Origin of the sequence: Geothrix paludis (assembly GCF_022808815.1) — a bacterium.
Taxonomy (GTDB): domain Bacteria; phylum Acidobacteriota; class Holophagae; order Holophagales; family Holophagaceae; genus Geothrix; species Geothrix paludis.
The window spans coordinates 353,922-379,827 of record NZ_JAKZLC010000003.1; the positions used below are offsets into that span (position 1 = coordinate 353,922).

General features: G+C 69.8%; 18 protein-coding genes and 2 riboswitches. Of the genes, 3 read left to right on the forward strand and 15 right to left on the reverse strand.

From position 1 onward, the window contains the following. Nucleotides 1-20: 20 nt before the first annotated feature. Complete coding sequence (locus tag MLE64_RS09955) at nt 21-578, reverse strand: hypothetical protein (RefSeq protein WP_243317583.1); 558 nt, start codon at nt 576-578, stop codon at nt 21-23. A 239-nt stretch (nt 579-817) separates the two neighbouring features. Here MLE64_RS09955 and MLE64_RS09960 point away from each other — a divergent pair, with 239 nt between their 5' ends. Then, a complete protein-coding gene (locus MLE64_RS09960; RefSeq protein ID WP_243295754.1) occupies nt 818-1,048 on the forward strand; it encodes a hypothetical protein in 231 nt (76 codons plus the stop codon). A gap of 32 nt (nt 1,049-1,080) precedes the next feature. On the opposite strand, the gene MLE64_RS09965 is transcribed toward MLE64_RS09960, so the two are convergent. The 13 genes from MLE64_RS09965 to MLE64_RS10025 form a co-directional block, all read right to left on the reverse strand. After that, a complete protein-coding gene (locus tag MLE64_RS09965; RefSeq protein ID WP_243317584.1) occupies nt 1,081-2,424 on the reverse strand; it encodes an aspartate kinase in 1,344 nt (447 codons plus the stop codon). Next, on the reverse strand, nt 2,421-3,356 hold the full coding sequence (metA, locus tag MLE64_RS09970; RefSeq protein ID WP_243317585.1) for a homoserine O-acetyltransferase MetA: 936 nt from the start codon (nt 3,354-3,356) through the stop codon (nt 2,421-2,423). The genes MLE64_RS09965 and metA overlap by 4 nt, the downstream gene beginning before the upstream one ends. Before the next feature lie 9 nt (nt 3,357-3,365). After that, the gene (locus MLE64_RS09975) at nt 3,366-4,655 is read right to left on the reverse strand and encodes an O-acetylhomoserine aminocarboxypropyltransferase/cysteine synthase family protein (protein ID WP_243317586.1); all 1,290 of its coding nucleotides are present in this window, start codon (nt 4,653-4,655) and stop codon (nt 3,366-3,368) included. Between the two features lie 119 nt (nt 4,656-4,774). After that, nucleotides 4,775-4,883: riboswitch (SAM riboswitch) on the reverse strand. Between the two features lie 99 nt (nt 4,884-4,982). Then, a complete protein-coding gene (gene metH, locus MLE64_RS09980) occupies nt 4,983-8,405 on the reverse strand; it encodes a methionine synthase (RefSeq protein WP_243317587.1) in 3,423 nt (1,140 codons plus the stop codon). Between the two features lies 1 nt (nt 8,406). Continuing rightward, nucleotides 8,407-8,694, reverse strand: coding sequence for a 2Fe-2S iron-sulfur cluster-binding protein (locus MLE64_RS09985; protein ID WP_243295761.1), 288 nt, complete (start codon nt 8,692-8,694; stop codon nt 8,407-8,409). Beyond that, the gene (locus MLE64_RS09990) at nt 8,691-10,550 is read right to left on the reverse strand and encodes a bifunctional homocysteine S-methyltransferase/methylenetetrahydrofolate reductase (RefSeq protein WP_243317588.1); all 1,860 of its coding nucleotides are present in this window, start codon (nt 10,548-10,550) and stop codon (nt 8,691-8,693) included. The genes MLE64_RS09985 and MLE64_RS09990 overlap by 4 nt, the downstream gene beginning before the upstream one ends. A 69-nt stretch (nt 10,551-10,619) precedes the next feature. After that, nucleotides 10,620-10,722: riboswitch (SAM riboswitch) on the reverse strand. Between the two features lie 73 nt (nt 10,723-10,795). After that, nucleotides 10,796-12,238: a glycosyltransferase family 2 protein gene (locus MLE64_RS09995; protein ID WP_243317589.1), complete on the reverse strand. Its 1,443-nt coding sequence runs from the start codon at nt 12,236-12,238 to the stop codon at nt 10,796-10,798. Continuing rightward, nucleotides 12,235-13,386 (reverse strand): HEAT repeat domain-containing protein, encoded by a 1,152-nt coding sequence (locus MLE64_RS10000; protein ID WP_243317590.1) that lies wholly within the window; start codon nt 13,384-13,386, stop codon nt 12,235-12,237. Before MLE64_RS10000 ends, MLE64_RS09995 begins: the two co-directional genes overlap by 4 nt. 12 nt (nt 13,387-13,398) lie before the next feature. Next, complete coding sequence (locus MLE64_RS10005; protein WP_243317689.1) at nt 13,399-13,803, reverse strand: response regulator transcription factor; 405 nt, start codon at nt 13,801-13,803, stop codon at nt 13,399-13,401. A gap of 20 nt (nt 13,804-13,823) precedes the next feature. Next, a complete protein-coding gene (locus MLE64_RS15795) occupies nt 13,824-15,521 on the reverse strand; it encodes a tetratricopeptide repeat protein (protein ID WP_279343026.1) in 1,698 nt (565 codons plus the stop codon). Next, on the reverse strand, nt 15,518-17,830 hold the full coding sequence (locus MLE64_RS10015; protein ID WP_243317591.1) for a hypothetical protein: 2,313 nt from the start codon (nt 17,828-17,830) through the stop codon (nt 15,518-15,520). The genes MLE64_RS15795 and MLE64_RS10015 overlap by 4 nt, the downstream gene beginning before the upstream one ends. Nucleotides 17,831-17,916: 86 nt before the next feature. Then, on the reverse strand, nt 17,917-18,879 hold the full coding sequence (locus MLE64_RS10020; protein ID WP_243317592.1) for an alpha-ketoacid dehydrogenase subunit beta: 963 nt from the start codon (nt 18,877-18,879) through the stop codon (nt 17,917-17,919). Next, nucleotides 18,876-19,877 carry a PLP-dependent cysteine synthase family protein gene (locus tag MLE64_RS10025; protein ID WP_243317593.1) on the reverse strand — a complete coding sequence of 334 codons (1,002 nt, stop codon included), beginning with the start codon at nt 19,875-19,877 and terminating at the stop codon, nt 18,876-18,878. The genes MLE64_RS10020 and MLE64_RS10025 overlap by 4 nt, the downstream gene beginning before the upstream one ends. Before the next feature lie 103 nt (nt 19,878-19,980). Here MLE64_RS10025 and MLE64_RS15800 point away from each other — a divergent pair, with 103 nt between their 5' ends. Beyond that, nucleotides 19,981-21,186, forward strand: a complete 1,206-nt coding sequence (locus MLE64_RS15800) for an amidohydrolase family protein (RefSeq protein WP_279343027.1) — start codon at nt 19,981-19,983, stop codon at nt 21,184-21,186. A 9-nt stretch (nt 21,187-21,195) separates the two neighbouring features. Further along, nucleotides 21,196-22,878 (forward strand): DNA repair protein RecN, encoded by a 1,683-nt coding sequence (locus MLE64_RS10035; RefSeq protein ID WP_243317594.1) that lies wholly within the window; start codon nt 21,196-21,198, stop codon nt 22,876-22,878. Nucleotides 22,879-23,261: 383 nt separating this feature from the next. Here the strand turns inward: MLE64_RS10035 and MLE64_RS10040 are convergent, their stop codons facing one another. Further along, a complete protein-coding gene (locus MLE64_RS10040; protein WP_243317595.1) occupies nt 23,262-25,691 on the reverse strand; it encodes a M4 family metallopeptidase in 2,430 nt (809 codons plus the stop codon). Nucleotides 25,692-25,906: the final 215 nt, after the last annotated feature.

Below are 25,906 nucleotides of genomic sequence, written 5' to 3' on the forward strand. Positions count from 1 at the left end.
CGCCTTAAATCAACCGGACGCTACATTCGAAGCGCGGTCTCCGCTGCCGTGGCGTCGCGTGCCTTCAGGTGATCGAAGACGATCAGGTACCACCCGATGGCTGCGAGGATGGCGTGCCGGAAGCGGGCGGGATGCGTCGTGTCCAGTTCCACATCGCCCTGCTCATAGCCGGGGAGGGAAGTCGCGTCCCGGCCCGTACGGGCATGGAGGCGCACCAGGGGCATGCCGCTGAGATCCGCAAAGGTGCCGCCGGGGCCGACGCCGTGGTGCCAGATCCAGTCGAAGGCCGCGCCATCCTCGAATTCCAGGCGCCCGTGCCGGAAGGCGTGGGGGTGGAAGGTGGCGAGGTTTACCTTTCCGCCCTCCTCCCGCAGGGTCACCACCGGGTTCATCACGCCCAGGTGCTTGAGGGTCCAGGTCCCCTCGGCTGTTTCGACACGGGCCAGGATGCAGCCTTCGTCCATGAAGGCCATGGTGGCGAAGACCTCCTGCTCCACGTGCAGTTCGAAGCTCCTGGGATTGGCTCCCGACCGCCGCCATTCCAGGATGTTGGTGGTGGATTCATTGAGTGATCTCATGGCCTGCCGCCTGTTCCCGCGGGGGACGCGTCCGCGTACGGGAAATGTACGTCGGACGGGAGAACGGGGTCAGAGGTCGTCGCGGGAAAATCCATGTTGAATTGAGGCGCTGTATGGATTGGGTCGTGGTCAAGCTCTCTCATCGTCGTGATCGGCCAGGCACGGGGAGCAGGGTGGGATCCGAGGGTGGTGGCGCGGGGGGTTGAGAGCCCTATCTTTAGAATTCACAGAGGAAAGTGATGACCTGCGAGACACGGGGCGACCGGCGCCATGCGCCGGAAGTGCGGAAAGACGAGGCGCGAGGGGCCCTGTGGTCCCTGCCGGATGGCCACCGTCTGCCCAACCTGGTGGACGCGGCGCCCCTCCTGCTGGCGGATCCGGCCCATCCCGCCCGCCTGCGACCCACGGACCTGGAACACCCTGAGGACTTCCACACGCGCCTCACCGCCTGGCTCCTGCGCCAGGGCTGAGTCAGTATCGCGAATACAAGATCAGGACTGGGTCAGGGCTGGGTCTGGAGGGTGTCCAGGACGCAGCGGCCATGGAGGCGGGGGATCAGGTCGCCCAGCCGGGCCTCGGGGACCAAGAAGGCGATGGAGACTGTGCTGCCGCCGGTGAGGAGGCCGCCGACCGGTTCCTGGCCGAGGGCTGCCAGGTGGCGCAGGGCGGCCAGCGGATCGGCCCGCAGGCCCTCGCCCACCAGGGCCACCACGGCCCAGCCGGCTTCCAGGTCCGGGCCCTCGGCGGCTAGGTCGGCCAGCACTTTGGTCGCCGCGGGCGTGTCCGGCCGCACCGCGAGCAGGGTCCCTGCCGGGCTGGACACCAGGCCGAAGCGCAGGGCCCCGACCTCCTCCAGGCGCCGGGCGGCCTCCAGGGGCGGTTCCAGGCCATCCGAGGCCGGGAACCGCAGGAGGCTGAGACCTTCTTTGTAGGCCACGGAGGTGACGGCACCTGGCGTCCGCACGGGCGGCACGGGCAGGATCTCCGTGCGGGAGGCCGCCGGCCGCAGCGTGTTGGCCACCACGAGCCGGAAGCCCGCCCGGCCCCCGGGAGCCAGGGAGTCCGCGTGCAGCACCTTGGCCCCGAAGGCGCTGAGGGCCTCCGCTTCGCCGAGGCTCATCTGGGGGATGGGCTGGGCCTCGGCCACCAGGCTGGGATCCGCCGTGAGCACGCCGTCCACATCCGTCCAGATCTGCACTTCGGTCGCGCCAAGCGCCTCGCCCAGCAGGGTGGCGCTGGTGTCGGAGCCGCCCCGTCCCAGGGTGGTGGTGTGCCCCTCGGCCGTGGCGCCCAGGAAGCCCTGGGTGACCCAGAGGGCGCCGGCCGCCAGGCCCTCACGCCAGGGCGCGGCGGCGGCGCGCAGGGCCGCGAGCTGGGGCCGCGCCTTGCCGAAGCGGGCATCGGTCCGCATCACGTCCCGCACTTCCTTGAAGGTCCCGCCGAAGCAGAGAGCCGCCAGATGCGCCGACAGCGTCTCGCCCAGGGCCAGGGCCGAGTCCCGCCCCCGGGCCGTGGCCTCGCTCAGCATGGCCATACCCGTGAGCAGCTGGTCCAGCCGCTCGAACAGGGGCGTCCAGGCAGGCCGAACCTCGGCCCAGAGGCCCAGCTCGGAGGCCACCTGGCGGTGCCGGTCCCGCAGGGCGACCAGATGTTCCCGCGCACTGGGCAGGTCGCCCCGGCCCGCTGCCGCGCAGGCTTCCAGGAGGCGATCCGTGGTGCCCCTCAGGGCCGAGACCACCACGAGGCCGCCCTCGGGGAGCTCGTCGCGGACGATGGCGGCGGCCCGGCGGAGCGCGTCGGCGCTGCCCACGGAACTGCCGCCGAACTTGAGGACCTTCAGGCTCATGCCTGCCTCCCTTCCACCGGCAGGGCGTCCGCTTGGAAGGGGACCTCCTGATAGACGGCGTAGTTCAGCCAGTTCGAGAAGAGGAGGTTGGCGTGGCTCCGCCAGCGCACCAGGGGCTCACGGGTCGGGTCGTCGTCCGGGAAGTAGTTCCGGGGAATGCCAATGGGCAGGCCCTTGCCGAGGTCCCGGGCGTACTCGCCCTGGAGGGTGCCAGGGTCGTACTCCGAGTGCCCCGTGACGAAGACCTGCCGACGGTCTGCGGACTGCAGCAGGTACACGCCGGCCTCGTCGGACTCGGCCAGGAGCATGAGCCGCGGCTCCGCCAGGACGTCCGCCCGGCGGGTCTCCGTGTGCCGCGAGTGGGGCGCGAAGAACACATCGTCGAAGCCCTGCACCAGGTGCTCCTGGCGCGCGTTCACCTTGTGGGGGAACACTCCGAACTGCTTCTCCGCCAGGGGGTGCTTGGGAATCCCGTAGTAGTGGTGGAGGGCGGCCTGGGCGCCCCAGCAGATGAAGAGGCTGGAGAAGACGTTCGTCCGGGCCCAGTCCAGCAGCTCCGCCAGCTCCGGCCAGTAGTCCACCGCCTCGAAGGGCAGCGTCTCCACGGGGGCGCCGGTGACGATGAGCCCGTCGAAGGCTTGCCCGCGCACGTCCGCGAAGGACACGTAGTGCTCCAGCAGGTGCTCCGCCGGGGTGTTCTTCGCCTCGTGGGAGGCCATGTGGAGCAGCGTCACTTCCACCTGCAGGGGGGAGTTGCCCAGCAGGCGGAGGAGCTGCGTCTCCGTGGCGATCTTGGTGGGCATCAGGTTGAGGATGGCGATGCGCAGGGGGCGGATATCCTGCTGGAGGGCGCGGTGCTCCTCCATCAGGAACACGTTCTCCGCCTCCAGGACGCCGCGGGCGGGCAGGGTGTCGGGAATCTTGACGGGCATGGGCGGGGCCTACGCTTTCGCCAGGGCCTGATCCAGGTCCGCGGTGAGGTCGTCGATGTGCTCGAGGCCCACGGAGAGGCGGACCAGGTCGTCGGTGACGCCGGTGGCCGCGCGCTCTTCCGCGGAGAGCTGGGCGTGGGTGGTGGTGGCAGGGTGGATGATGAGGCTCTTGGCATCGCCCAGGTTGGCCAGGCGCGAGAAGAGCTGCACGGCATCGATGACGGCTCCGCCGGCCTTCAGCCCTCCCTTCACGCCGAAGGTGAGGATGCCGCCGAAACCGGCGCCCTTGCGGAAGTACCGCGCCGCGGCGGCGTGGTTCGGGCTGCCGGGCAGGCCGGGGTAGTTCACCCAGGCCACCTTGGGGTGCGTCGAAAGCCACTGGGCCAGGGCCAGGGCGTTGGCGCCGTGCCGCTCCACGCGGAGGTGCAGGGTCTCGATGCCCTGAAGGATGAGGAAGGCGTTGAAGGGGCTCAGGGCGGCGCCCGTGTCGCGCAGCCCCTCGATGCGGGCCTTGGTGATGAAGGCCGCGGGGCCGGCGAGGTCCGCCAGGATGGCGCCGTGATAGGCGGCGAAGGGCTCTGTGAACTCGGGGAACTTGCCGCTCTTCCAGTCGAAGGTGCCGCCGTCCACGATGAGGCCCGCCACCGAGGTTCCGTGCCCACCGAGGTACTTGGTGGCGCTGTGCACCACGATGTCCGCGCCCAGCTTGAAGGGGTTCAGCAGGTAGGGACTGGGCAGGGTGTTGTCCACTATGAGCGGAATCCCGGCCCCGTGGGCGATGGCGGCGATGGCCTCGAAGTCCGGCACGTCCAGCTTGGGATTGCCCACGGCCTCGATGTAGATGGCGCGGGTTTCGGGCCGCAGGTCGGCGCGGAAGGCCTCGGGCTTCGTCGAATCCACGAAGGTGGTGGTGATGCCCGCACGCGGCAGGGTGTGGCTCAGCAGGTTGTAGGTGCCGCCGTAGAGGTTGTTGCCGGCCACCACGTGGTCGCCGCCGCGGAGCAGGGTGGTGAGCGTGAGGGTGATGGCGGCCTGGCCCGAGGCTGTGGCCAGGGCCGCGATGCCGCCCTCCAGCTGGGCCACGCGCTGCTCCAGCACGGCCGTGGTGGGGTTCATGATGCGGGTGTAGATGTTCCCCGGCACCTCCAGGTTGAAGAGGGCCGCGCCGTGCTCGGTGCTGTCAAACACGTAGCTCGTGGTCTGGTAGATCGGCACGGCCCGGCTCTTGGTGTCCGAATCCGGGCTGTGGCCCCCGTGGAGGGCGAGGGTCTCGAAGCGGGGGGTGGGGCTGGCGCTCATGGCGTCTCCTGGAAAAGGGATGGAAAGGCCGAGGCCTCGTCTGTCCAAGCAAGTCCAGGAAAAGCCAAAGGGGCCCGATTGCTCGGGCCCCTTCGATGATTGCGTCAGCTCGACACAGCTCGACATCTCTCCGCGCTTGATCGCTCACTCGCGGCAGGAATTGGCACCTTGCTTCCGCAGGTTGCCAAGGTTTCACAGGGCCCGTCCCTCCACCTTTCTGGATAACTCGCTATGGAACTGACAAGGATCTCGTAAGAGAACGGCCCCGAAGGGCCGGTGAAGAACGGTAACGCCGGGCAACCTGGTTGGCAACCCCTTTCGTTGTCTTTACACGGAGAAGTACCGCGCCTGGGGATGCCAGGCCACGAGGGCGCTGGTGCTGTACTCGGGATCCATCTGGTGGCTGTCGCTGAGGTGGACGCCGATCTCGGCGCCGCGCAGCAGGTCGAGGATGGGGCCGTTGTCTTCCAGGTCGGGGCAGGCGGGATAGCCGTAGGAGTAGCGGGAGCCCTGGTAGCCCTGGGCGAAGAGGGCGCGGCCCGGCAGGTCCTTGTGGTGGATGCCCAGCTCCCGGCGGATGCGGGCGTGGAGCCGCTCCGCGTAGGCTTCCGTCAGCTCGGTGGCGAGGCCGTGGAAGGCGAAGTAGTCCGCGTAGCCGTCCTCCCGGTAGAGCCTGGCCGCGTGGTCCGCAGCAGCCTGGCCCAGGGTGACGAGCTGGACGGCCAGCACGTCGGTGGCGTCCGCCCGGAAGAAGTCCGCGATGCAGAGGCGACGGCCCGCGCTTTGGCGCGGGAAGCCGAGCACAGCGAGGGTGCGGGCAGGATCCGCAGGATCGAGCACCCGCAGCGCGTCGCCCTCGGCCCGCACGGGGAAGTAGCCGTAGCGAGCCTTCGGCTGGAAGACCGGATCGGCCGCGAGGCGCTCCTTCCAGCGCGCCAACTGGGGCTCGGCCTTGTCCCGCAGCACGGCCGCGAAGGCCTCGTCCCCCTGGCTGCCCTGGCTGAAGCCCCAGCGGTTGCGGACCAGGGCGAACTCGTCCAGGTGCTCGAAGAGGTCCACGGGCGCGTCGGCGATCTCCCGCACGCCCCAGAAGGGCGGCTCCGGCGAGGGTGTGTCATGGCGTACCCAGCTGCTCTGGCCATGCTCTGTCAGCGGGACTGAAGCACTTCCCCGCTTCAGTATTTTGATATCGCCCGCCGCGGAAGCGGCTGGCGCAGGTGCCGGCACGCTGAGGTCGCCCGCCACCAGCGCCTGCATGTGCCGCAGCCCCTCGAAGGCGTCCTCTGCGTAGAGCACCGCGCCGGAATAGGATCGGCGGCAGTCGCCCTCCACGTAGTCGCGGGTGAGGGCGGCGCCGCCGAGGATGACGGGTACGCGCTGCGCCTGCTCCTCCAGGAAGTGCAGGTTCTCCTTCATGATCACGGTGGACTTCACCAGCAGGCCCGAGAGGCCGATGGCGTCCGCGGGCCAGGCCTCCAGCTCCTTGAGGATGGACTCGATGGGCTGCTTGATGCCCAGGTTCCGCACCTCGAAGCCATTGTTGCTGAGGATGATGTCCACCAGGTTCTTGCCGATGTCGTGGACGTCGCCCTTCACCGTGGCCAGGAGGATGCGGCCCTTCTGGTAGCTGGATTCCCGGGGCAGGTGCGGCTCGATGCGCTTGATGGCGGCCTTCATGGCCTCGGCGCTCTCCAGCACGAAGGGGAGCTGCATCTCGCCGGAGCCGAAGCGCTCGCCCACCACCTTCATGGCGCCCAGCAGCACTTCGTTGATGAGCTTCAGGGGGTCGTGGTCCTTCAGGGCCTCGTCCACATCGGCCAGGATGGCCTGCTTTTCGCCGTCGAGGATGCCGCGGTGCAGGCGATCCAGCACGGGCAGGTCGGCCCGGTGGCCGTCGGTGAGGGTGGCCTTGCGGTCGCTGAAGCGCGCCAGGACGGCCTTGAGGGGGTCGTAGCCCTCCGAGCGCCGGTCGAAGATCAGGTCCTCGACCATGCGGCGGTCCTCGGGGTCGATCTTCGCGACGGGGAGCACCTTCGAGGCGTTGAAGATGGCCATGTCCAGCCCGTGCTTCACGCCGTGGTAGAGCATGAGGGCGTTGAGCACGTGGCGCGCCGCGGGGTTCAGGCCGAAGCTCACGTTGCTCACGCCCAGCATGGTCATCACGCCCGGCAGCTCGGCCTTGATGAGCCGCAGGGCCTCCAGGGTCTCGACGGCGGAGCCTCGGAACGTCTCCTCGCCGCTGCCCAGAGTGAAGGTCAGCGGATCGATGATCAGGTCGCCGGGGTCCAGCCCGTACTCGCCCACCACCAGAGCGTGCAGGCGCTTCGCCACGGCCAGCTTCTCCTCCCGTGTCTTGGCCATGCCCCGCTCGTCGATGGTGAGGGCCACCACCGCCGCGCCGTACGTCTTGCACAGGTCCAGGATCTTCCGCGCCTTGCCTTCGCCATCCTCGAAGTTGATGGAGTTCACCACGCACTTGCCGGGGCTGCGCTGGAGGGCCTTCTCGATGACCGGTACCTCGGTGCTGTCGATGACCAGGGGCAGGGTGATCTGGGAGACCAGGCGACCCAGCAGCTCGTCCGCGTCGCGCGTCTCGTCGCGGCCCACGTAGGCCACGCAGAGGTCCAGCAGGTGGGCGCCCTCCTTCTGCTGCTCCTTGGCCAGCGCGATCATGCCGTCCCAGTCCTCGGCGGCCAGCAGGTCGCGGAACTTCTTCGAGCCGTTGGCGTTCGTCCGCTCGCCCACGATGAGGGGCGCGGGCTCCTGCTTGAGCGTCACGCTCTGGTAGAGGCTGGCGGCGCTGCGCTCCAGCTTCGGCGCGCGCTTCGGCGGGTTCAGCTTCGTCACGCCGGGCGCCAGGGCGCGGATGTGATCCGGCGTGGTGCCGCAGCAGCCGCCCAGGATGGCCAGGCCGAACTCCGAGGCGGCATGCAGCACCTTGGGGGCGAAGGCGGCCGGGTCCAGGGGGTAGACCACCTCGCCGGCCACGTTCTCCGGCAGGCCCGCGTTGGGCAGGCAGCTGATGGGGAAGGGGCTGGCCTCGCAGAGGGTCTGCAGGTGCTGGTGCATCTCGTCCGGGCCCGTGGCGCAGTTGAGGCCCAGCACGTCGATGCCCAGCGGCTCCACGCTGGTGAGCACGGCGGAGATGTCGGAGCCCACGAGCAGCGTGCCCGTGGTCTCCACGGTGGCCTGCACCCAGAGCGGGACCTTCCGGCGTTTGGCGGCCATGGCCTCGCGCGCGGCGCGCACGGCCACCTTGATCTGGCCCAGGTCCTGGCAGGTCTCGATGAGAATGGCGTCGGCGCCGCCGTCCAGCAGGCCCTCCATCTGCACGCGGTACGAGGCCAGCAGCTCGGCGTAGCCCACGTGGCCCAGGGTGATGAGCTTGGTGCCGGGACCCACGGAGCCGATGACGAAGCGGGGCCGGTCGAAGCTGCGGGCCACCTCCTTGGCCAGCGAGGCGGCCTGGACGTTCAGATCGTAGGCCCTGGCCGAGAGTCCGAACTCGCCGAGCACCAGCGGGTTCGCCCCGAAGGTGTTGGTCTCCACCGCGTCGGCGCCCGCGTTGAAATAGCTCTCGTGGATCTCGCGGATCCACTGGGGCCGCCGCTCCGTGAGCAGGTCCACGCAGCCCTCCAGGGCCGCGCCGCCGTAGTCCTCCACCGTGGGCGTGCGGGCGAAGATCTGCGTTCCCATGCCGCCGTCCAGCAGCAGCACCTTGTCGCGGAGGAGCGTGTCGAGGGTGGTCATGTCACAGTCCCAGGTAGTCGATGGCCACGTCGCCGTGGACGGTCACCTGGCAGGCGAGGCGCTGGTCGGCCGGCGCGTCCAGGCCCTGGAGGAAGTCCCGCTCCTCCGGCCCCATCTCGCTGCAGTGGCCCAGGCCCTCGGCCACGCGCACGCGGCAGGTGCCGCAGGAGCCCGTGCGGCAGCCGAAGGTGATGTCCGCCCCGGCGGCGTCGGCGATCGTCTGCAGCGGCGTCCCCTCCGGTGCTTCGACCAGCAGATCTTCCAGCAGGAAATGGACCTTCACGCTCATGCGACCTCCCGTTTCGGCAGGAGCGGCGCCACGAGCTCGACCTGGCCGAAGGGGGCGCTGAGCTGGAGGCCGCGGATGCGGGGGCGGATGGCCTCGATGGTCTCCTGGGCGATGGCCAGGCCCTCCTTGACCTGGTCGTCGGCGGTGGCCCACCTGGCCATGCGGGTGAGCAGGGCGGGCGGCACGAGGACGCCGGGTACCTCGTTGGCCATGAACTCGGCGTTGCGCAGGCTCTTGAAGGGCCAGATGCCGGCGATGACAGGCAGGTCCGGGGCCACACCCTCGGCGAAGTCCAGGAAGCGGAAGAGACTATCCGGGTCGAAGACGGGCTGGGTGATGGCCCACTGGGCGCCGGCCTCGACCTTGTAGCGGAACCGGGTCTTCTCCCGCTCCAGGTCCGGGGCCACGGGATTGGCGCCCACGCCCACGCTGAAGGAGGTGGGCTTGCCGATGCTGGCGCCGCCGAGATCGAGGCCCGTGTTGAGGCGCTTGAGCATGTTCACGAGGCCGATGGCGTCCACGTCGAAGACCGCCGTGGCCTGGGGGTACGGCCCCAGCTTCGGGGGATCGCCGGTGACGGCCAGGATGTTGCGCAGACCCAGGCCCGCCGCGCCCAGGAGGTCGCTCTGCATGCCCAGCAGGTTGCGGTCCCGGCAGGCGTAGTGGAGGATGGTCTCCACGCCCAGCTGCTGCTCGATGATGAGGGCCGTGGCCAGCGCGGACATGCGGGCCATGGCCCGGGGGCCGTCCGGCACGTTGATGGCGTCCACGCCCAGGGCCCGGCACTGGCGGGTCTTCGCCAGGAGCTTGTCGTACTCCATGCCCTTGGGCGGCACGAGCTCCACGGTGTGGGTGAACTCGCCCTGGGCGAGCTTGAGGCTGAAGCGGCTGCGGAAGGCGAAGGGCACCTCGGGCTGCGGCTGCTCGTGGGGCTTGAGCTCGTAGCGTCCCCCGGCCTGGACGAAGGCCCGCTCCTGGCGGAAGGCCCCCCGCATGGCGCGGATGTGGGCGGCCGTGGTGCCGCTGCAGCCGCCCACGGCGCGGGCGCCGCCGGCCAGGGCCCGGGCCGCGAAGCCGCCCAGGTACTCGGGGCTGGCCCCGTAGATCAGGCGGCCATCCACCAGGTGTGGCAGGCCGGGGTTGGGCAGCAGGACGATGGGCCGGGTGGTGACGCCCTTCAGGTGCTCCAGCAGCCGCAGGTGCGGCGCGGGGCCGTTGCCGCCGATGAGGCCCACCAGGTCCGCGCCCCAGGTGTCGAGCTGCTTGATGAACCACTCGGGCTCGGAGCCGAACAGGGCCTGGCCCTCGTCGTTGGTGGTCATCAGGGCGGCGAGGGGCAGGTCGCGCACCTCCTGGACGGCGAGGATGGCCTGGTGGATCTCGTTGAGATCCTCGAAGCCCTCCAGGACGACCAGATCGGAACCGGCCTCGATGAGCGCCTCCGCCTGCTCGCGGAAGAGGGCCCGGGCCTCGTCGAAGGAGGTGGGTCCCCAAGGCTCGATGCGAACGCCCAGGGGCCCGATGCAGCCCGCCACCCAGGCGCGGGCCTGCTGCTGGGCGATGGCCTGCTTCGCCAGGGCCACGCCCTCGCGGTTGATGGCGTCGAGCTGGCCCTCCAGGCCCCGGGCGGCGAGCTTCAGCCGGTTGGCGCCCCAGGTGTTGGTGGTGAGCACCTGCGCGCCGGCGGCGAGGAACTCGCCGTGGATGGCCAGCAGCAGGTCCGGCGTCTTGAGGTTGCACTCCTCGAAGCTCCGCTGCAGCGTGATGCCACGGTCATGCAGGGCCGAGGCCGTGCTTCCGTCGAAGAGGAAACACTCGCCCTCGTCGAGGGCCTGCCGGAAGGTGGATTCGGTCATGGATGCGCCTGGTGGTGATCAGGGCGGTCCTCATCGGCATCCAGGGGGTCTCGGGTCAGTCCGGGTCGTTCGGTATCTTCCCCCCGGCATGCCGGGGGCAGGAGTTGGCACCTTGCGTTCGCAGGTTGCCAAGGTTTCACAGGGCCTTTCCCTCCACCTTTCTGGATAGCGCTATGGAGTGCCAGGGGCACTCATGGGGACTGCCAAAGATCGAGGAACCAGCATGGTCTGACCACGCCCGTCCGTCAAGCCTGCGGCGGCGGGGCGACCCCTTCCCCGGCCGGATGCGCCGTGAGGCCCTTGCGCTTCAGGTGGCCCCAGCTGTCCTTGCCGCGGATCCAGTCGAAGGTGCCCCGGAGCCGCCACCACAGTGTCAGCTGCCGGTAGCCAAAGTTCTCGGCCACGGCCGCGAACAGGAGCAGGGCCCAGGCCTTGAGGCCCTGGTAGCGGTGGCCACTGATCTCCTGGAGCACCACGGCCACCACGGAGTTCAGCACGCCCAGGAGCAGGGCCACGTAGATGAAGAGGATGGCGAAGGGCGTGTTCAGCGAGTGGGTCCAGACGGACCAGGCGAAGACGAGGTAGCCGCCCACCTCGACGATGGGGGCCAGGGCCTCGAAGAAGATGAAGTAGGGCATGGAGAAGAAGCCGATGCGCCCGAACTTCGGGTTGAAGCACATTGCCCGGTGCCGCCAGAGGGTCTCCAGCAGGCCGCGCTGCCAGCGGTTCCGCTGCCGCCCCAGGCCTCGGAAATCCTCGGGCACCTCGGTCCAGCACACGGGATCGGGCACCAGGGTGATGTGATGGGGCCGCTTCCACTCGCGCAGGCAGCGGTGGAGGCGCACGACGAGCTCGAAGTCCTCGCCGATGGTGGCGGTCTCGAAGCCTCCCGCGGCCACCACCAGGTCCTTGCGGAACACGCCGAAGGCGCCGCTGACGATGAACATGCTGTCCAGGGAGGCCAGGCCCACGCGGGCGAAGAGGAAGGCGCGCAGGTATTCCACGATCTGGAAGCGCGCCAGCCAGGATCCCGGCAGGAAGATGCCGCGGATGCCCATGGGGGTGATCTTGCAGCCGTTCACGGGCCGCACCACGCCGCCGGAGGCCACCATGTCCGGGCGGTCCATGAAGGGCCGGGCGATGCGGAGGAGGGCATCGTTCTCCAGGAGGCTGTCCCCGTCCATGCAGCAGACCAGCGGGTAGCGGGCCAGGTTGATGCCGCAGTTCAGGGCGTCCGCCTTGCCGCCGTTGGCCTTGTCCACCACCACCAGGTTGGGCACGTAGGCGCTCTCGTAGATGCCGCGCACCTCCTGGGTGGGCAGCAGGTGGCGCACGACGCGCTGGCTCGGCTGGAGCTTGAAGGCCTTGACCAGGCGCTCCAGGGTGGCGTCCGTGCTGCCGTCGCTCACCACCACCACCTGGAACTCGGGATAGCGCAAGCTGATGAGGCTGTTGACGCTGGGCACCGCGCCGGCCTCCTCGTTGTAGACCGGGCAGATCAGCGTGATGGGCTTGTAGTGGCTGGTTTCGAAGGCCGTGTCGAGACGGTCGATCCTCACCGCGTCCAGGTAGCTGCGGATGGAGAAGAAGGCCCGCAGGATTAGCGACAGGTTCGTCAGCTGCATGGCCAGGTAGTAGAGGAGGATGCCCCACTCAGCGAAGGCCAGGATGACGGCGCGGAAGGTCACAGGTGCCCCCGTTCATCGGCCCACTCGAGCCGCTCCCGGGCCATGTCGCGGGCGAAGCGGTCGGAGGCTGGATCGTCCGCCAGCCAGGACAGGGCGGACACGCCGGAGTGGCCCAAGTCCACGAGGCTCTGAGCGGCGTTGCGGCGGACCTCGTAGACGGGATCAGTCATCAGCGGGAGCAGGTCGGGAACGGCCGAGGGGCCGCCCAGCACGCCCAGAGCCCGGGCCACCTGGGCGCGGATCTCCCAGGCCGGGCTGGCGGCGAAGCTCAGGACCCGCGGGTAGACCTCTGGATCCGCCAGAATGATGAGGGCCTTGAGGACGGAGGCCCGGAGGTCCACGCTCGGCACGTCCAGCAGCCAGAGCAGGCGCGGCAGGGACTCGCGGTGACGGTGGGAGCCCACCAGCAGGGCGTAGAGAATCCAGGGTTCGGGGTTCTGGTTCGGCGACTCCAGGTTCTCCTTCATCCAGGGCAGCAGGTCCGGCCCGAACCCTTCGAGCACCCGGAGGAGGCGCTCCCGCTGGTAGAGCTCTTCGCGCATGACCCAGGCCAGCACCGGCGCGGCGAACCTCAGGCTCCGGCTGTGGGTCAGGGCTTGGGCCGCCGTGTGGGCCACGAAGGGGACCGGATCATCGAGCAGCGGCAGAACCTGGTCCAGGTAGCCCTCCATGCGGACCCCGGGCTTCCAGCGCCAGGGGCGCTCGGTCACCGGGGGCGGCGCGTGCTCCGCCGGCTCGTCCAGGCGGAAGACGGAGATCTCCTTGGCCGCCTGGGCCCGGACGTTGGGATCGCGGTCCTTCAGCCGCTGGGGCAGGGAGGCGTGGAGGCCCATGCCCAAGTAGAGCTCCCGGAGCAGCTCGAATTCCTGCCCGGCGATGGTGGACTGGTAGCGGGCGAGGAAGTCCCTGAACAGCCACCGGTCGGCCCAGGAGACCGGTCCGAAGGACCCGTCCTCGTAGCCCTTCTTGAACAGGTAGTCCGTGAGCTGGGTTTCCCAGGCCTGGTAGCAGGCGATGCGATGCCGGTTCTGGCGGTCCTTGCGGTACTGCAGGATGGTGCCCACCAGCACCAGCCCGCCGGTCAGGGCCAGCAGGCCGAACGTCGCCCAGCGGAGGACCGGCAGCAGGGGGACATGGGGAAAGGGCATGGACAGGATGGCTCACCCCACGCGGTGGGAGCGTTCGTAGAGCCGCCAGAGCCGCTCCACCATCACCTGGACCGAGATCGGCTTCGCCATGTAGTCGTCCGCGCCGGCCGCCAGGCAGCGCACCATGTCCTGCTCGCTGTGGTTGCTGGAGAGCAGCAGGATGGGGATGCGGCCCTTGGGCGGCGCGAGGTCCCGCACCTCCTGCACCAGCCGGAACCCGTTCATGGCGGGCATCATGAGGTCGGTGGTGATCATGTCGACCTGTTCGCGGTGGAGGATCTCGAGGGCCTCCATGCCGTTGGCGGCCACGAGCACCTTCAGCCCCTCCATCTCCAGGCGGACCTGGATGATCTTCGCGGTCGCAGGGTCGTCTTCGACCACCAGGATCGTCGTTTGGGCTGGCCAGCGTCGGGTCATCGGAAAAAGTCTACCCCTTTCTACCAGAACCATCGATTCCCGCGTACCCGGATGCCGAACCGGAGGGTGTGGTCGCGGTAGCTGGTGGGGTCCGTGGGATCCGCGATGGGCAGGCCCGCCACGCTCTGGCTCCAGGAGGCGAAGAGGGTGGCGGCGGAGCCCCCGGGCGTCCAGGTTCCAGCCAGGGTGTAGCCCCAGGTGAACTGGCTGGCGGTCTGGTTCACCACCTGGCTTCCGCCCCACCCGTCGAGGGCGACCTCCCAGCGCTCTTCGCGCCGCACCGAGACGCCGGCGGTGGCGCCGTAGTAGCGGTAGCGCTCGGGGTTGAAGAACCCGATGCGGAGGCTCTGGTCCTGGTCGATGAACCGGGTGGCGAGCCCCGCGCGCCACTCCCCCCACTCGAAGGGGAAGCGATGCCCCGCCTCTGCCCGGACGCCCGTCCGGGCGGCGCCGGGGGAGAGGAAGGCCCGCTCCAGGGACAGGGCCGCATGGTCGAGGGTCTGGTTGAAGACCCAGGTTCCTCCCAGCCCCCAGGTCCGGGTGAAGGTACGGAGGTCCACGGCCCGGGGGGTGGCCAGGTTCGGCGCGAAGGTGTGGGACAGCACCAGGTTCAGGCCCGGCGCTGCGCGCCATCCGAGGGCCAGGCTGTGGAAGCCCGCGGGTTCCCCGCCCACGTCATCCACCCGGCCCACCTGGGCCGAGGCCATGACCCGCGAGCCCAGGGGATGGCTGAGGCCCAGCGACCACTCGCGGGGCTTGCGCTCGGCCTGGCCGCTCTGGTCGAGCAGATCGAAGCTGCCGCCGGCCCGGAGGCTCCCGTCGAAGAACGGCACCGCCGCGTCCACCCGCTGGGCCTGGGCGCGCAGGCCCTCGTTGGAGTCCGTGCGGGTCTGGGAGAGCTCGATCCAGGGGCCCTGGGCATCGGCCAGGCCGCGGAGCCGGGCCTGGGCGTCCTCGCGCGTGTCCGGCTGGTCCAGCAGGGCCTCAGTGCGGGCCCTTGCCCGGCGGAGACGGCCCATCCGCTGGTCGATCTGGGCTTGCATGAGCTCTGCCTCGGGGCTCCGGGCGTCCTCGGATCCGAGACTGCCCAGACGCCGCTCGGCCGCTTCGGGATCGCCGGCCCAGAGGTCCAGCTGGGCCAGCCCCAGGATCGCCTGGCGGTTTCCCGGCGTCCGGGCGAGGGCCTCCTGGTAGGCCCGGCGGGCCTGTCCGTGCCGCCCGCGCCATCCGAGCACCCGGCCCCGGAGCAGGTGGAAGTCCGTGTCGGCGGGATGGGCCTGCAGCCAGGCGTCCGTCAGGGCCAGGCTCTGGTCCATGCGCCCGTCCCAGCTCAGGTAGGTGGCCGTGTCCAGGGTGGCCTGGCGGTCGCCCTTGGCCACGTAGGGCCGGAGGATCCCCACGGCCTCGCCGAAGCGTCCGGACCAGGCGGTGACCCGGGCCAGCACCGGTTCGGATTCCGCCGCCAGCTCCGGATGGACCTCCCGGCGCCGCTTCAGGTCGCGGATGGCCTCGTCGAACCGCTTCATCCAGCTGAGGGTCCGGGCCCGCTCCAGGAGGGCGTCGGGCTGGTCCTTCCAGAGCTCCAGCATCCGGGTGTAGACCGCCACGGCCTCGGTGAACCGCTTCTGCGAGCGCAGCTCCCGGGCCTGCTTCAGGAGCGCGGCGGCATCCGGAGCCGGGGCGGGCTCCTGCATGGCGGGCGGGGCGGGATGGATCATCGGAGCAACCTCGGTTCGTCGGGAGTGGCGGCCAGGGCTTTCTGGTAGATGGCGAAGGACAGCTTGCGGAAGCGATGGAAGGTCGGTCGGCTCCAGGTCGGCCAGGTGTAGAGCGGCGGCACGGGGATGCTGCCGCGAACGGCAGCGGGAAGGGTGAGGCGGAGGGCGCTCGGACCTTCCCCGAGCGGTTTGTCGGCATCCAGGATCGCCAACACGAATCTGAAGCCGGTCGACTTGGACGATTCCAGAGGGTCGCCGTGTTTCCTCCCGGGATCATCCAGGACCATCCGCTGGCTCGGATCCGTGACCTGGAGCAGTGTCCAGGGGATGCGCGCCTCGAGGAACCCCTGGCCCCCCGGGCCCCGGCCCGCCTGCCATTCGGCTCGGGAGTCGAAGGCGGGATCGGCGCGGTCCTGCGTCCCCTGGCGGAGCCAGCCGATCTCCGTGGTGTGGCCCGGGAACCGCGTTCCGTCCCGGCCGATCCGAGGATGGTTGCTCTTGGCTGTGGGCAGGAGGAAGCGGCCCGCCTCGTTGGCCACGCTCTGGTAGCGGTGCTGGGGCAGGGGCCGGTAGTCGGGGATGGCGTAGGGGGCATCCACGAACACCCCCGTGTGGTCCGGCCCCTGGAAGAGGATCACGAACTCCAGGCCAGCCTCGCTGCGCGGGCCCGCCACCCAGGGAAGCCGGTGGTCGCCCCGGCGGACGTCCACGGTGTCGAGGCCGACGAGGATCGCTTCCTTCGAGAAGTCCACGGGGCGCGGGAGGAACAGACCGAGGTGGAGCCAGCCCTCGTCCGCCACGACCTTCAGGGAGAGGCCGCGGCCCTCGAGGTACGCCGGAATCCGGGCCCAGTCCTCCGCCTTGCCGTCGATCAGGATGGAAGGCCCCTTGGCGCCGGGCCGGTAGGCGATGAGCCCGTAGTTCTCCTCGGCGTCCATGGCGTTGTACCAGAGTGGCTTCCGCTCGAAGGGGCGCTCGAAGGGCAGGGTGAGCCAGTTCTTCTTGAACCACTCGTCGATCCAGGCAAAGAGCACGCCCCCGGCGCAGCCCGCGTCGTAGATGTCCTGCTGGAGCCGGGCATCCTGCTCGCCCTGCTCGCGCTCGCCCTGCCCGCCATGGGTCATGCCCTGGGGTTGCCAGTGGGCCACGATGCGGGAGGAGGGCACGCCGAATTCCGCGATGAGCACCGGATGGTGGGCGTGATGCCTCATCAGGTCGGCGAGGTATCCCGCGTAATGGCTGGGGCCCAGGTGATCCCGGGCCTGGCCGTAGCCGGGGTCCAGGTTCATGAAGTCGGGGTAGTACGGATAGGCGTGGTAGCTGGCGAAGAGGCCGGCCCTGAGGTTTGCCGTGCCATCGAACTTCTCCATGTCCAGGCTGGCGGCGTCCTCGTCGTCGGGATCCGGGTTCGGGGCCTCGACCGCCATGCCGAGCTTCCGCCGCAGGGCGCGATCCTCCTGTTCCGTGGGTTCTGTGATGTGGAAGAGGGGGTCCAGCGTGGGCCAGTTGGTGAAGGCGATGGGCCGCTGGGCCTGGAACCGGTCCCATTCCTCGGCGAGGAAGCGGTCCAGGCTCTGGGCGAGGAATCGCTCCATGGCGTGGCCCTCCCGCACCGTGACGAAGCGGCCGGTCCAGGTCGAGGTCCCGGGGTGTTGGCGGTTGAAGGCCACCACGCTGGAGGATTCCCATTCGCGGCCCAGAATGACGGCCACGGTCCAGGGGCTGACGTCCGCGTCAAAGGCGCCGCTGGCGTGGCCCGGGCGGGAGGGGATGCGGGCGCGGCCGTGAAGCACGTCGGCCACGTCCCGCATCTCCCGATGCCAGGCCGCGAGCCAGGCGGGATCCAGGAAGTCGTGGCCGGGGGGCAGCTCGGTCCAGACGCCGTGGATGAGCCACATGGGCTTCCGGGCGCCGAGGTTGTAGGCGCGCAGGGCCTCGTAGAATGCGGGTGGATGGATGGTGTAGACGCGGATCGTGTTGAAGCCCGCCTCCGCCATCTCGCGGATCCACCCGTCGTAGGTGGCCCGGTCCGGGAACTCGCTCGGGTGCCGGCCGGGAATGGCGGCGCCCAGGTTCACGCCTTTGACGTAGAAGGGCCGCCAGCCGCCCGCGCCATCCGCCACTTCCAACCGGCGGTCGTGGGCGCGCGCCGGGATCTGGGGCTGGGAGGGGCGAGGGACCGGGCGCGGAAGGTTGGTCCGCTGGCGGGAGGGAGGCGCCGGAGTCGCCGACAGGAGGGCCTCACCCCCCGGGAGACCCAGGGAAAGGGCGAGGCCGAGCATCTTCAGAGCTGGTAAACGCCGGATCATCTGCTTCATTAGAACTGGAATTTACCGTTCGCGAGCAGAAAATCACAGACAGGGCCTTTGGCTAGGCGGTGAGCCCTCCGAGGGATCTACCAGGCCAGGAGATGGTCCAGGGCGGATCGCACCGCCTTCGTTCCGGGCAGGTAGGCCGCCTCCAGCGGAGGGCTGGCGGGGATCGGCGTGTCCGCGGCGCCCACCCGCAGCACCGGAGCGTCCAGCCACTCGAAGCAGGTCTCGCCGATGCGAGCGGCCAGCTCGGCGCCGGGCCCGTAGGTGAGGCTGGCTTCGGTGAGCACCAGGACGCGATGGGTCCGCTTCGCGAGCTCGGCGATGGTCTCGTCGTCCAGGGGCCAGAGAGTGCGCAGATCCAGCACCGCCACGTCCAGGTCCGCCACGGCTTCCAGCGCCACGTGCTGGGCGGCGCCGTAGGTGATCACGCAGGCCTTCGAGCCGTCCTTGCGCAGGGCCGCCTCCCCGAGCCGGGCCGTGGGGGCCTCGTCCCACTCATCCTTGAGCCGACGGTAGAGGTGCTTGTGCTCGAAGAACAGCACAGGATCGGGGTCGTCGATGGCCGCGCGCAGGAGGGCGTAGGCGTCGCGTACGGTGCCCGGAGCCACTACCTTCAGGCCGGGGCTGCCGAGGAAGTGGCCCTCGGGGTTCTGGCTGTGGAAGGGGCCGCCGCCGTTGCCGGCGCCGGAGGGGCCGCGGAACACGGCGGGCACGGTGGCACCCCAGCGCCAGTGGGCCTTGGCGGCGAAGTTCACCATGAGGTCGGAGGCCAGCAGGGCGAAGTCCATGAACTGGAACTCCGCCACGGGGCGCTGGCCCATGAGGGCCGCGCCGATGGCCGCACCGGCGATGGCCTGCTCGGAGATGGGCGTGTCGATCACCCGGTCCGCGCCGAAGCGTTCCAGCAGGCCCTCCGTGGCGCGGAAGGCGCCGCCGTACGTGCCGATGTCCTCACCCAGGCAGCAGACCCGGGGATCGGCCTCCATGGCGTCGAAGAGGGCCTGGCGGATGGCGTCGACGTAGGTGCCGGAGAAGGCGGTCATCCCTTCGCCTCGAGCAGGCCCCTCTCCGCCAGCCAGGCGTCGTTGAAGATGCTGCTGAGGTAGCGGCCGGCGCCGTCGGGGAACACGGTGACGATGCGCGCGGGGCGGCCCATGGGCGGCAGCTTGGCCGCCACCTGCCGCACCGCCCACAGTGCCGCTCCGCTGGAGCCGCCGCCCAGGACCCCCTCCTCCTTCACCAGCCGCCGCGCGTGGAGGAAGGCGTCGCGGTCCGTCACCTGGAGCATCTCGTCGATGAGCTCGAACTCCATGGTGGGGATGAGGAACTCGTCGCCCAGGCCCTCGATCTTGTAGGGCCCGGCCTTCAGCTCCCTCTCTCCGCGGAAGTGGGGTGTGAACACCGAGCCCACGGGATCCACGGCCACGACCTTGATCTTCGGATCCTTCTCTTTCAGGTAGCGGCCCACGCCCCCGATCGTGCCGCCGGTGCCGGCGCCCGCCACCAGGACGTCGATGCGGCCCTCCATCTGCTCCCAGATCTCCGGTCCCGTGCCGGCGTAGTGGGCGGCATTGTTTTCCCGGTTGCCGTGCTGGTCGGGGAAGAAGCAGTTGGGGAGCTCCTTCGCCAGGCGCGGCGTGATGTTGTTGTAGCTGTCGGGATGCTCCGGCGGCAGGCTCGTGTCCACCTTGTGCACCTGGGCGCCCAGGGCCAGCAGCTGGTTCAGCTTCTCCTGGCTGATGGTGTCGCGCACCACGACCTTAAGCTTGTAGCCCTTCTGGATGGCCATGAGGGCCAGGCCCATGGCGGTGTTGCCCGAGGAGTTCTCGATGATGGTGTCGCCGGGCTTCAGCCGGCCGTCCCGCTCGGCCGCCTCGATCATGTGCTTGGCGATGCGGTCCTTGCTGCTGCCCATGGGGTTCAGGAACTCGAGCTTGGCGAAGACCTCCGCCGGAAGGTCCGACACCACGCGGCGCAGCCGCACCAGCGGCGTGTTGCCGATGGCTTCCAGGACGCTGCCGCAGGGCTTCCGGTACTGCATGAGGTTCCTCCTGCCGCCAGTATGACCGGCGCAACGGCCAGGGGCCGGCGACAATGGGGCCAGCCGCCGCTGGGGATCCTTTGATCGCGGCGGACGGGGACCCATGCCGCACCGCTTCGCGCCCATCTTCGACCACCACTCCCACGTGAGCCTTTATGCGGCCCTGCAGGGCTGCCTGGACCTCTCGACCTGCGCCAACCCGGCCGCGGCACTGCGCCTGATGCGGGCCCTGCCGGAGGACCGACTCTCCCTGGTCCGGGGCTGGCACAGCGGGCGTCTGCCCCTCTCGGAAGCCGACCTCGCAGGCCTGCCGCCCCTGCTCCTGGTGAACTTCAGCCTCCACGGCCTGCGCCTCAGCCCCGGAGCCGCCGAGATGCTCCAGGACACAGACTCGGAGCTGGTGGCGCGGCACGCCGATCCAGGCTGGTGCGAGCGGAACCTGGACCGACTCCTGGTCCTCTACGGCCGCACGGCGGGCCTCACGCCCGCCAAGCTGGAAGCCTGGATCCAGAGTCTCGAAGCCACGGGCACCGGGGCCGTGGAGGACCTGCTCCTCACGGGCGATGCGGCCTGGCGGGTGATGCGGGCCTCCCGGTGGGCGGATCGCATGCCCTGGTGGACGGTTCCCGTCATCTTCGAGGCCCTTCCCGCCGAGGCCAAGGCCGAATGCGCAGGCCTGAAGGTCTTCACCGACGGGGCCCTGGGCGCCCGCACGGCGGCCCTGGCTGAGCCCTTCCTGGACGGGACCCCGGGCCTCCTGCTCCACACCGACGAGGGCTTGCGGCAGGCCCTGGCCGCCCTCCACCCCCACGGCAAGGCCCTGGCCATCCACGCCATCGGGGACCGGGCCATCGGCCAGGCGCTGGGGGCCCTGGAGGACCTGGACCGGCAGGGACTCCGCTTTCCCCTGGTCCGTCTGGAGCACCTCCAGTTCATCACCGAGGCCCAGGCCCGCCGGGCCCGGGACCTGGGACTGGTGCTCTCCATGCAGCCCAACTTCACCAGCGACAGCGTGGACTACGGCGACCGTCTGGGCCCCGATATGCTGGCGCGGAACAATCCCTTCCGCATGCTCATCGACCGGGTCGGCTTCCGCCCCGGTAGGGACCTGATCTTCGGCTCGGACGGCATGCCCCACGGCCTGGCCTACGCCGCCCGCTGGAGCCTCTTCCCGCCCCACGAGGGCCAGCGCCTGAGCCTGACGGAGCTGCTTGCCGGCTATGGGCCGGCGCCGGGGGATCTCCCCGCGCTGGAGCTCGCCATCGACGAGACGGCTCGGGAGGTCCGGCTGGTCGGAGGGCTCCGCTAGACTGGTCCCATGCTCTCATCCCTCAGAATCCAGAACCTGGCCCTGGTGGAAGACCTGTCCCTGGACTGGGGACCGGGCTTCACGGTGCTGACGGGCGAGACTGGAGCGGGCAAGTCCCTCCTGGTGGACGCGCTGTCGCTGCTGGTGGGCGCCCGGGGCGATGGGGAGCTGGTGCGGCACGGCGCGGAACGGGCCACGGTGGAGGCCGTGGTGGAGGGCCGCTTCGAGGCCTGGCGGGTTTTCCTGGCGGAGCGTGGCCTGCCGGAGGAACAGCCGGTGGTGCTGCGCCGCGAGGTGGGAGCGGGCCGCAGTCGGGCCTGGATCAACGGCGCCAGCTGCGCCCTGGCGGACCTGCGGGACGCGGGCCGGCTCTGGATGCGCCTCACCAGCCAGCACGACCACCAGTCGTTGCTGGGCGAAGACCGCCACTTGACGCTCATCGACGAGGTGCTGGGGATCGAGCCGGCCCTGGAATCCCAGGCGGCCTCGGTGCGGGAGGCCGAGGCCGCCCTGAAGGCCCGACGCCGCAGCGAGGCCGAGCGGGAACAGCGCCTGGAGCAGCTGGCGGAGGCCCTGGCGGACCTGGAGAAGCTGGCGCCGAAGCCCGGCGAGTGGGCCCAGCTCAAGGCCGACCGCGAGCCCCTGCGCCATGCCGTCCACCTGGAGCAGGCCTTCCGGGAGGCCGCCGAGGCCCTGGATGCGGGCATTCCCAAGGTGGAGCTGGCCCACAAGGCGCTGGTGCGCGCCGTGACCCATTGGCCGGACGCCGTGGCCGAGCAGGACCGCCTGCGGTCCGCCGTCCTGGAGCTGGAGGACCTGTTGGCTCTGGCTCAGGACCAGGCCCTGCGCTGGTCCCAGGCCGGCGCCGACCGCATCGAAGCCATGGAGGCCCGCCTCGCCCTCTACGAGCGCCTGGCCCGCCGCCACCGCTGCGAGCCCGAGGAGCTGGCCACGCACCAGCAGGCCCTCAAGGACGAGCAGCGCTCCCTGCTGGCCGGCGACGTCTCCGTGAAGGAGTTGGAGAAGGCCCTGGCGAAGGCCGCGGAGGCCTACCGGCAGGTGGCCGAGGTGCTGCACGGCCGCCGGTCCGAGGCCATTCCGAAGCTCGAGGCGGAAGTCCAGAAGCGACTGGGCCGTCTGGGCATGAAGGGGGCGCGGATCCAGCTGCGCCTCTCCCTGGCGGAGGAACCGGGCAGTCCCGTCCAGCAGAGCGGCCGGCCCGTCCGCGTGGCGGCCCAGGGCTTCTCGGCCCTGGCCATCTGGATCGAGCCGAACCCCGGCGAGGGCTTCCGCCCCCTGGCCAAGATCGCCTCCGGCGGCGAGCTGAGCCGCCTCATGCTGTCGCTCGTGGGGGCCGGTCTCGCCCTCGGCGCAGGCGTCAGGGACGGCCTCACCCTGGTGCTGGACGAGGTGGACGCGGGTCTCGGCGGTGAGACGGCCCTGGCCGTGGGCAAGGCTGTGGCCGAGCTCGGGAAGGCCCACCAGGTGCTGGCTGTGACGCACCTGGCCCAGGTGGCGGCCCGGGCCGACCGGCACGGACGCCTGCACAAGGAGACCGAAGGCGGCCGCACCCGCAGCGCCCTGGGCTGGGTGGCGGGCGAGACCCGCAACCGCGAGCTGGCCCGGCTCCTCTCAGGCCACCCCGACCGGCCTGAGGCCCTGGAGCATGCCAAGGTGCTGCTGGAAGGTTGATTCAGGTTTTCTAGGCTTGCAGGTCTCAGCCAGAAAAGCAGGGACACAGAAGGCACAGAAGCGCCCGTTGGGCGCGCACAGAGGACACAGAAGGGACTCGACCCACCGCGGACATCCCTTCACGGGCGGCGGCTCCGGACGGCTTCCGAGGACCGCCGTGGCCGCCGCCCATGAAGCAGGCCGCGCTAAGCGCGACCTGGGGCCGGAGGCCCGGATGTCCGGGCTGGGGTACCAAGTGCTTTTTCCGTGTTTTCCGGCCTTCTTCCGCGTCTTCCGTGACCCGCAAGAACATTCTGGATTGGCCGGCGTTTGCGGTGGGATCCGCTGCGGAAGAGCATGAAAAAGGGCCGCCCGGAGGCGGCCCTTTCCGTGGTTCGTTCCGACTACTTGACGCTCACGTCGTCGACGACGAAGGAGGTCTGGAGGCTGCTGTCCTCCACGGAGTAGAAGCGCAGGCGGATGGTCTGGCCCTTGTAGGCGCTGAGGCTCAGCGACTTCTGGGTGTAGCCCGTGCCCTTGTCCAGGTTCGAGTAGGTGGCCAGGGTGGCCAGCACGGTGCCGGAGGTGTTGAGGACCTGGACCTTCATGGTGTCGTAGGCGGTGGTGGTGGTGGTCTCCGCCGTGTCGACGTGGAGCCAGAAGGTCAGGGTCCCGGTGGCGGTGCTGGGGATGGCGATCTGCTGGTAGATGTAGTCGGTGTGGGCGGAGCCGTAGCCGCACATCCAGGCATCGTAGGAGCCGCCGTGGGCGGGCTCGCCGGTGTAGGTTCCGATGACGCCGGTGGTCTGGGTCCAGCTGGTGGCGCCGCTCTCGAAGCCGCCGTTCAGGACCAGCTCCGTGCCACCCCCGCTGGTGTTGGAGACGCTGAAGGCGACGGTGGTGCTGGTGCCCACGTTGCCGGCGGCGTCATAGGCCTTGGCGACCAGGTTGTGGGACCCGTTGGTCAGCGTGGTGCTGTCGAAGGACAGGGTCCAAGGCGTGGCCGTGTCCGTGCCCTTCAGGGCGCCGTCCACGTAGAACTCCACCTTGGTGACGCCGACGTTGTCGCTGGCGGTGGCGGTGAAGGTGATGGTGCCCGATGTCCCGCTCTCGGTGACGCTCACGGTGGGAGCGGTGGTGTCACCGGAACCGCTGGTCCAGGCGGAGCCCACGTTGATGCCGTGGAAGGCGTTCCACACGGCCTGCTCTTGGGCGCTGCCGGCGCCGTAGAGGTCCTTGGCGGCGCTGATGGCGGCCGTCCGGGCCCCGGCGTAGTTGGTGCTGGAGGTCATGTAGACGGTGAGGGCCCGGAACCAGATGCGGGCGGCGGCGTCGTTGCCGATGCCGGTCATGCCGTTCGGCAGGTAGGTGGTGCTGGTGTTGCCGCTGGTGGTGGCGCCCTGGCTGAGGAAGTAGAAGCAGCGGTTCATGGGGCCGCTGGAATAGTGCACGTCGAGGTTGCCGATGGTGGAGGACCAGGCGTCGGGGCTGGAGCCGTCCAGGCTGGGCTTGTACATCCAGCGCAGGGGGTTGGTGGCCAGCTGTTCGCCGATGGTCCAGTTGCCGCCGGTGCTGCCGATGGTGGAACCCGACCCGCCGCGGGCGTAGAACTCGATCATGGTGCCGAAGATGTCCGAGTTGGACTCGTTCAGACCGCCCGACTCGCCGGAGTAGGTGAGGTTGGCGGTGCGGGCGCAGACGCCGTGGCTCATCTCGTGGCCGGCCACATCCAGGGCGGTCAGCGTGGTGAAGCTGGTGCCGTCGCCATAGGTCATGCAAAAGCAGCTGTCGGACCAGAAGGCGTTGTCGTAGCCGTTGCCGATGTGAACCCGGCTGTAGGTGGCGGTGCCGGAGCCGTCGATGCCGTTGCGGCTGAAGACGTTCTTGTAGAAGTCCCAGCTCTTGATCATGCCGAACATGGCGTCCACGGCCGCGGTCTCGCCGTTGGCGGCGGTGGTGGAGCCGCCTTCGACATAGTTGGCGCCGTCACCCCAGGTGTTGTCGGCGTCGGTGTAGATCGTGCCCGTGGCCGTGCTGCTGGTGGAGGCGTGGGCCATGTTGGTGACCACGTTGTTGCCGAAGGAACCGCCGCTGCCCCGGGTCGTGTCGCGCAGCTCGTAGGTGCTGCCGGTGTAGTTCGCGGGCAGGGAGACCGTGCCGTTGTACTGGCTGTTGCCGGTGCCGGTGGCCGCGGTGGTGTGGAGGGTGTTCCAGGACTTCAGGATGGCGCCGTTGTGCGCGTCCACCAGGTAGTCGGTGTGCTTGATGCCGTCCTGGTCGTTCTCGAGCTCGGTGTGGACGTGGTAGGCCAGGGCGTAGCGGAGCACTTCGCGGGACACGTCCTCGGCGTTCAGGTCGGCGGCGGCGCGACCGGCGCGGACGACCTCGGCCATCTCGGGGTAGACCACGAGCTCGGTCGTCGGGGCGTAGGCATAGGCGCCCTTGGGAGCCAGATCACTCTGGACGACGGCCAGCGCCTCCGCGGCGTCGAGGGAGGGGGTCACGTTCAGCTGGATGCCCTTGAGCAGGGCGTTGGTGAGGGGCAGCTCCGAGCCGTTCTTGGCGGTATGGGTGATGGCGTCGCCGCCCCACACCTTCACGCCCTTGTAGGTCTGCTGGAAGTGGGCGTGGGACTGACCGAGCTGGTCGGCATGGGCGCCGCGGAGGAGGAACGCGTGGTCCGCATCCAGCCCCAGCTGCGCGCGGCTGGCCAGCAGATGCTGGGCGGCCGCATCGGCGCGCGGCGAATCCTGCGGAAGCCGAGCGCTCAGGGAACCCGCGGCGAGGGCCGCGGTGAGGAAGGACAGGGCCGTACGGCCCGTGGAGATCGCCATGGGGGGCTCCTTGACTTGAGGGGGGGGAGGCCTGCCCGCTTCGCCGAAGCGAGGACGGAGGCTAGGTGGGGGTGAAAAGATCGGAAAGTCGGAACCAGAGTCCCTACCGCGCGTCAACCCCTCAAGTTAAGGCTTGTTAATTTTCTTGAGAATCATTTCTATTTAAAAATATACGATACAAAATTATTGATACCAATGTTTGATAATTAATCCAT

Excerpts from the sequence above, each read along its gene's own strand:
- MLE64_RS09955 (WP_243317583.1), bottom strand. The coding sequence starts at position 578 with ATGAGATCACTCAATGAATCCACCACCAACATCCTGGAATGGCGGCGG.
- MLE64_RS09960 (WP_243295754.1), top strand. The coding sequence starts at position 818 with ATGACCTGCGAGACACGGGGCGACCGGCGCCATGCGCCGGAAGTGCGG.
- MLE64_RS09965 (WP_243317584.1), bottom strand. The coding sequence starts at position 2,424 with ATGAGCCTGAAGGTCCTCAAGTTCGGCGGCAGTTCCGTGGGCAGCGCC.
- metA (WP_243317585.1), bottom strand. The coding sequence starts at position 3,356 with ATGCCCGTCAAGATTCCCGACACCCTGCCCGCCCGCGGCGTCCTGGAG.
- MLE64_RS09975 (WP_243317586.1), bottom strand. The coding sequence starts at position 4,655 with ATGAGCGCCAGCCCCACCCCCCGCTTCGAGACCCTCGCCCTCCACGGG.
- metH (WP_243317587.1), bottom strand. The coding sequence starts at position 8,405 with ATGACCACCCTCGACACGCTCCTCCGCGACAAGGTGCTGCTGCTGGAC.
- MLE64_RS09985 (WP_243295761.1), bottom strand. The coding sequence starts at position 8,694 with ATGAGCGTGAAGGTCCATTTCCTGCTGGAAGATCTGCTGGTCGAAGCA.
- MLE64_RS09990 (WP_243317588.1), bottom strand. The coding sequence starts at position 10,550 with ATGACCGAATCCACCTTCCGGCAGGCCCTCGACGAGGGCGAGTGTTTC.
- MLE64_RS10000 (WP_243317590.1), bottom strand. The coding sequence starts at position 13,386 with ATGCCCTTTCCCCATGTCCCCCTGCTGCCGGTCCTCCGCTGGGCGACG.
- MLE64_RS10005 (WP_243317689.1), bottom strand. The coding sequence starts at position 13,803 with ATGACCCGACGCTGGCCAGCCCAAACGACGATCCTGGTGGTCGAAGAC.
- MLE64_RS15795 (WP_279343026.1), bottom strand. The coding sequence starts at position 15,521 with ATGATCCATCCCGCCCCGCCCGCCATGCAGGAGCCCGCCCCGGCTCCG.
- MLE64_RS10015 (WP_243317591.1), bottom strand. The coding sequence starts at position 17,830 with ATGATCCGGCGTTTACCAGCTCTGAAGATGCTCGGCCTCGCCCTTTCC.
- MLE64_RS10020 (WP_243317592.1), bottom strand. The coding sequence starts at position 18,879 with ATGACCGCCTTCTCCGGCACCTACGTCGACGCCATCCGCCAGGCCCTC.
- MLE64_RS10025 (WP_243317593.1), bottom strand. The coding sequence starts at position 19,877 with ATGCAGTACCGGAAGCCCTGCGGCAGCGTCCTGGAAGCCATCGGCAAC.
- MLE64_RS15800 (WP_279343027.1), top strand. The coding sequence starts at position 19,981 with ATGCCGCACCGCTTCGCGCCCATCTTCGACCACCACTCCCACGTGAGC.
- MLE64_RS10035 (WP_243317594.1), top strand. The coding sequence starts at position 21,196 with ATGCTCTCATCCCTCAGAATCCAGAACCTGGCCCTGGTGGAAGACCTG.
- MLE64_RS10040 (WP_243317595.1), bottom strand. The coding sequence starts at position 25,691 with ATGGCGATCTCCACGGGCCGTACGGCCCTGTCCTTCCTCACCGCGGCC.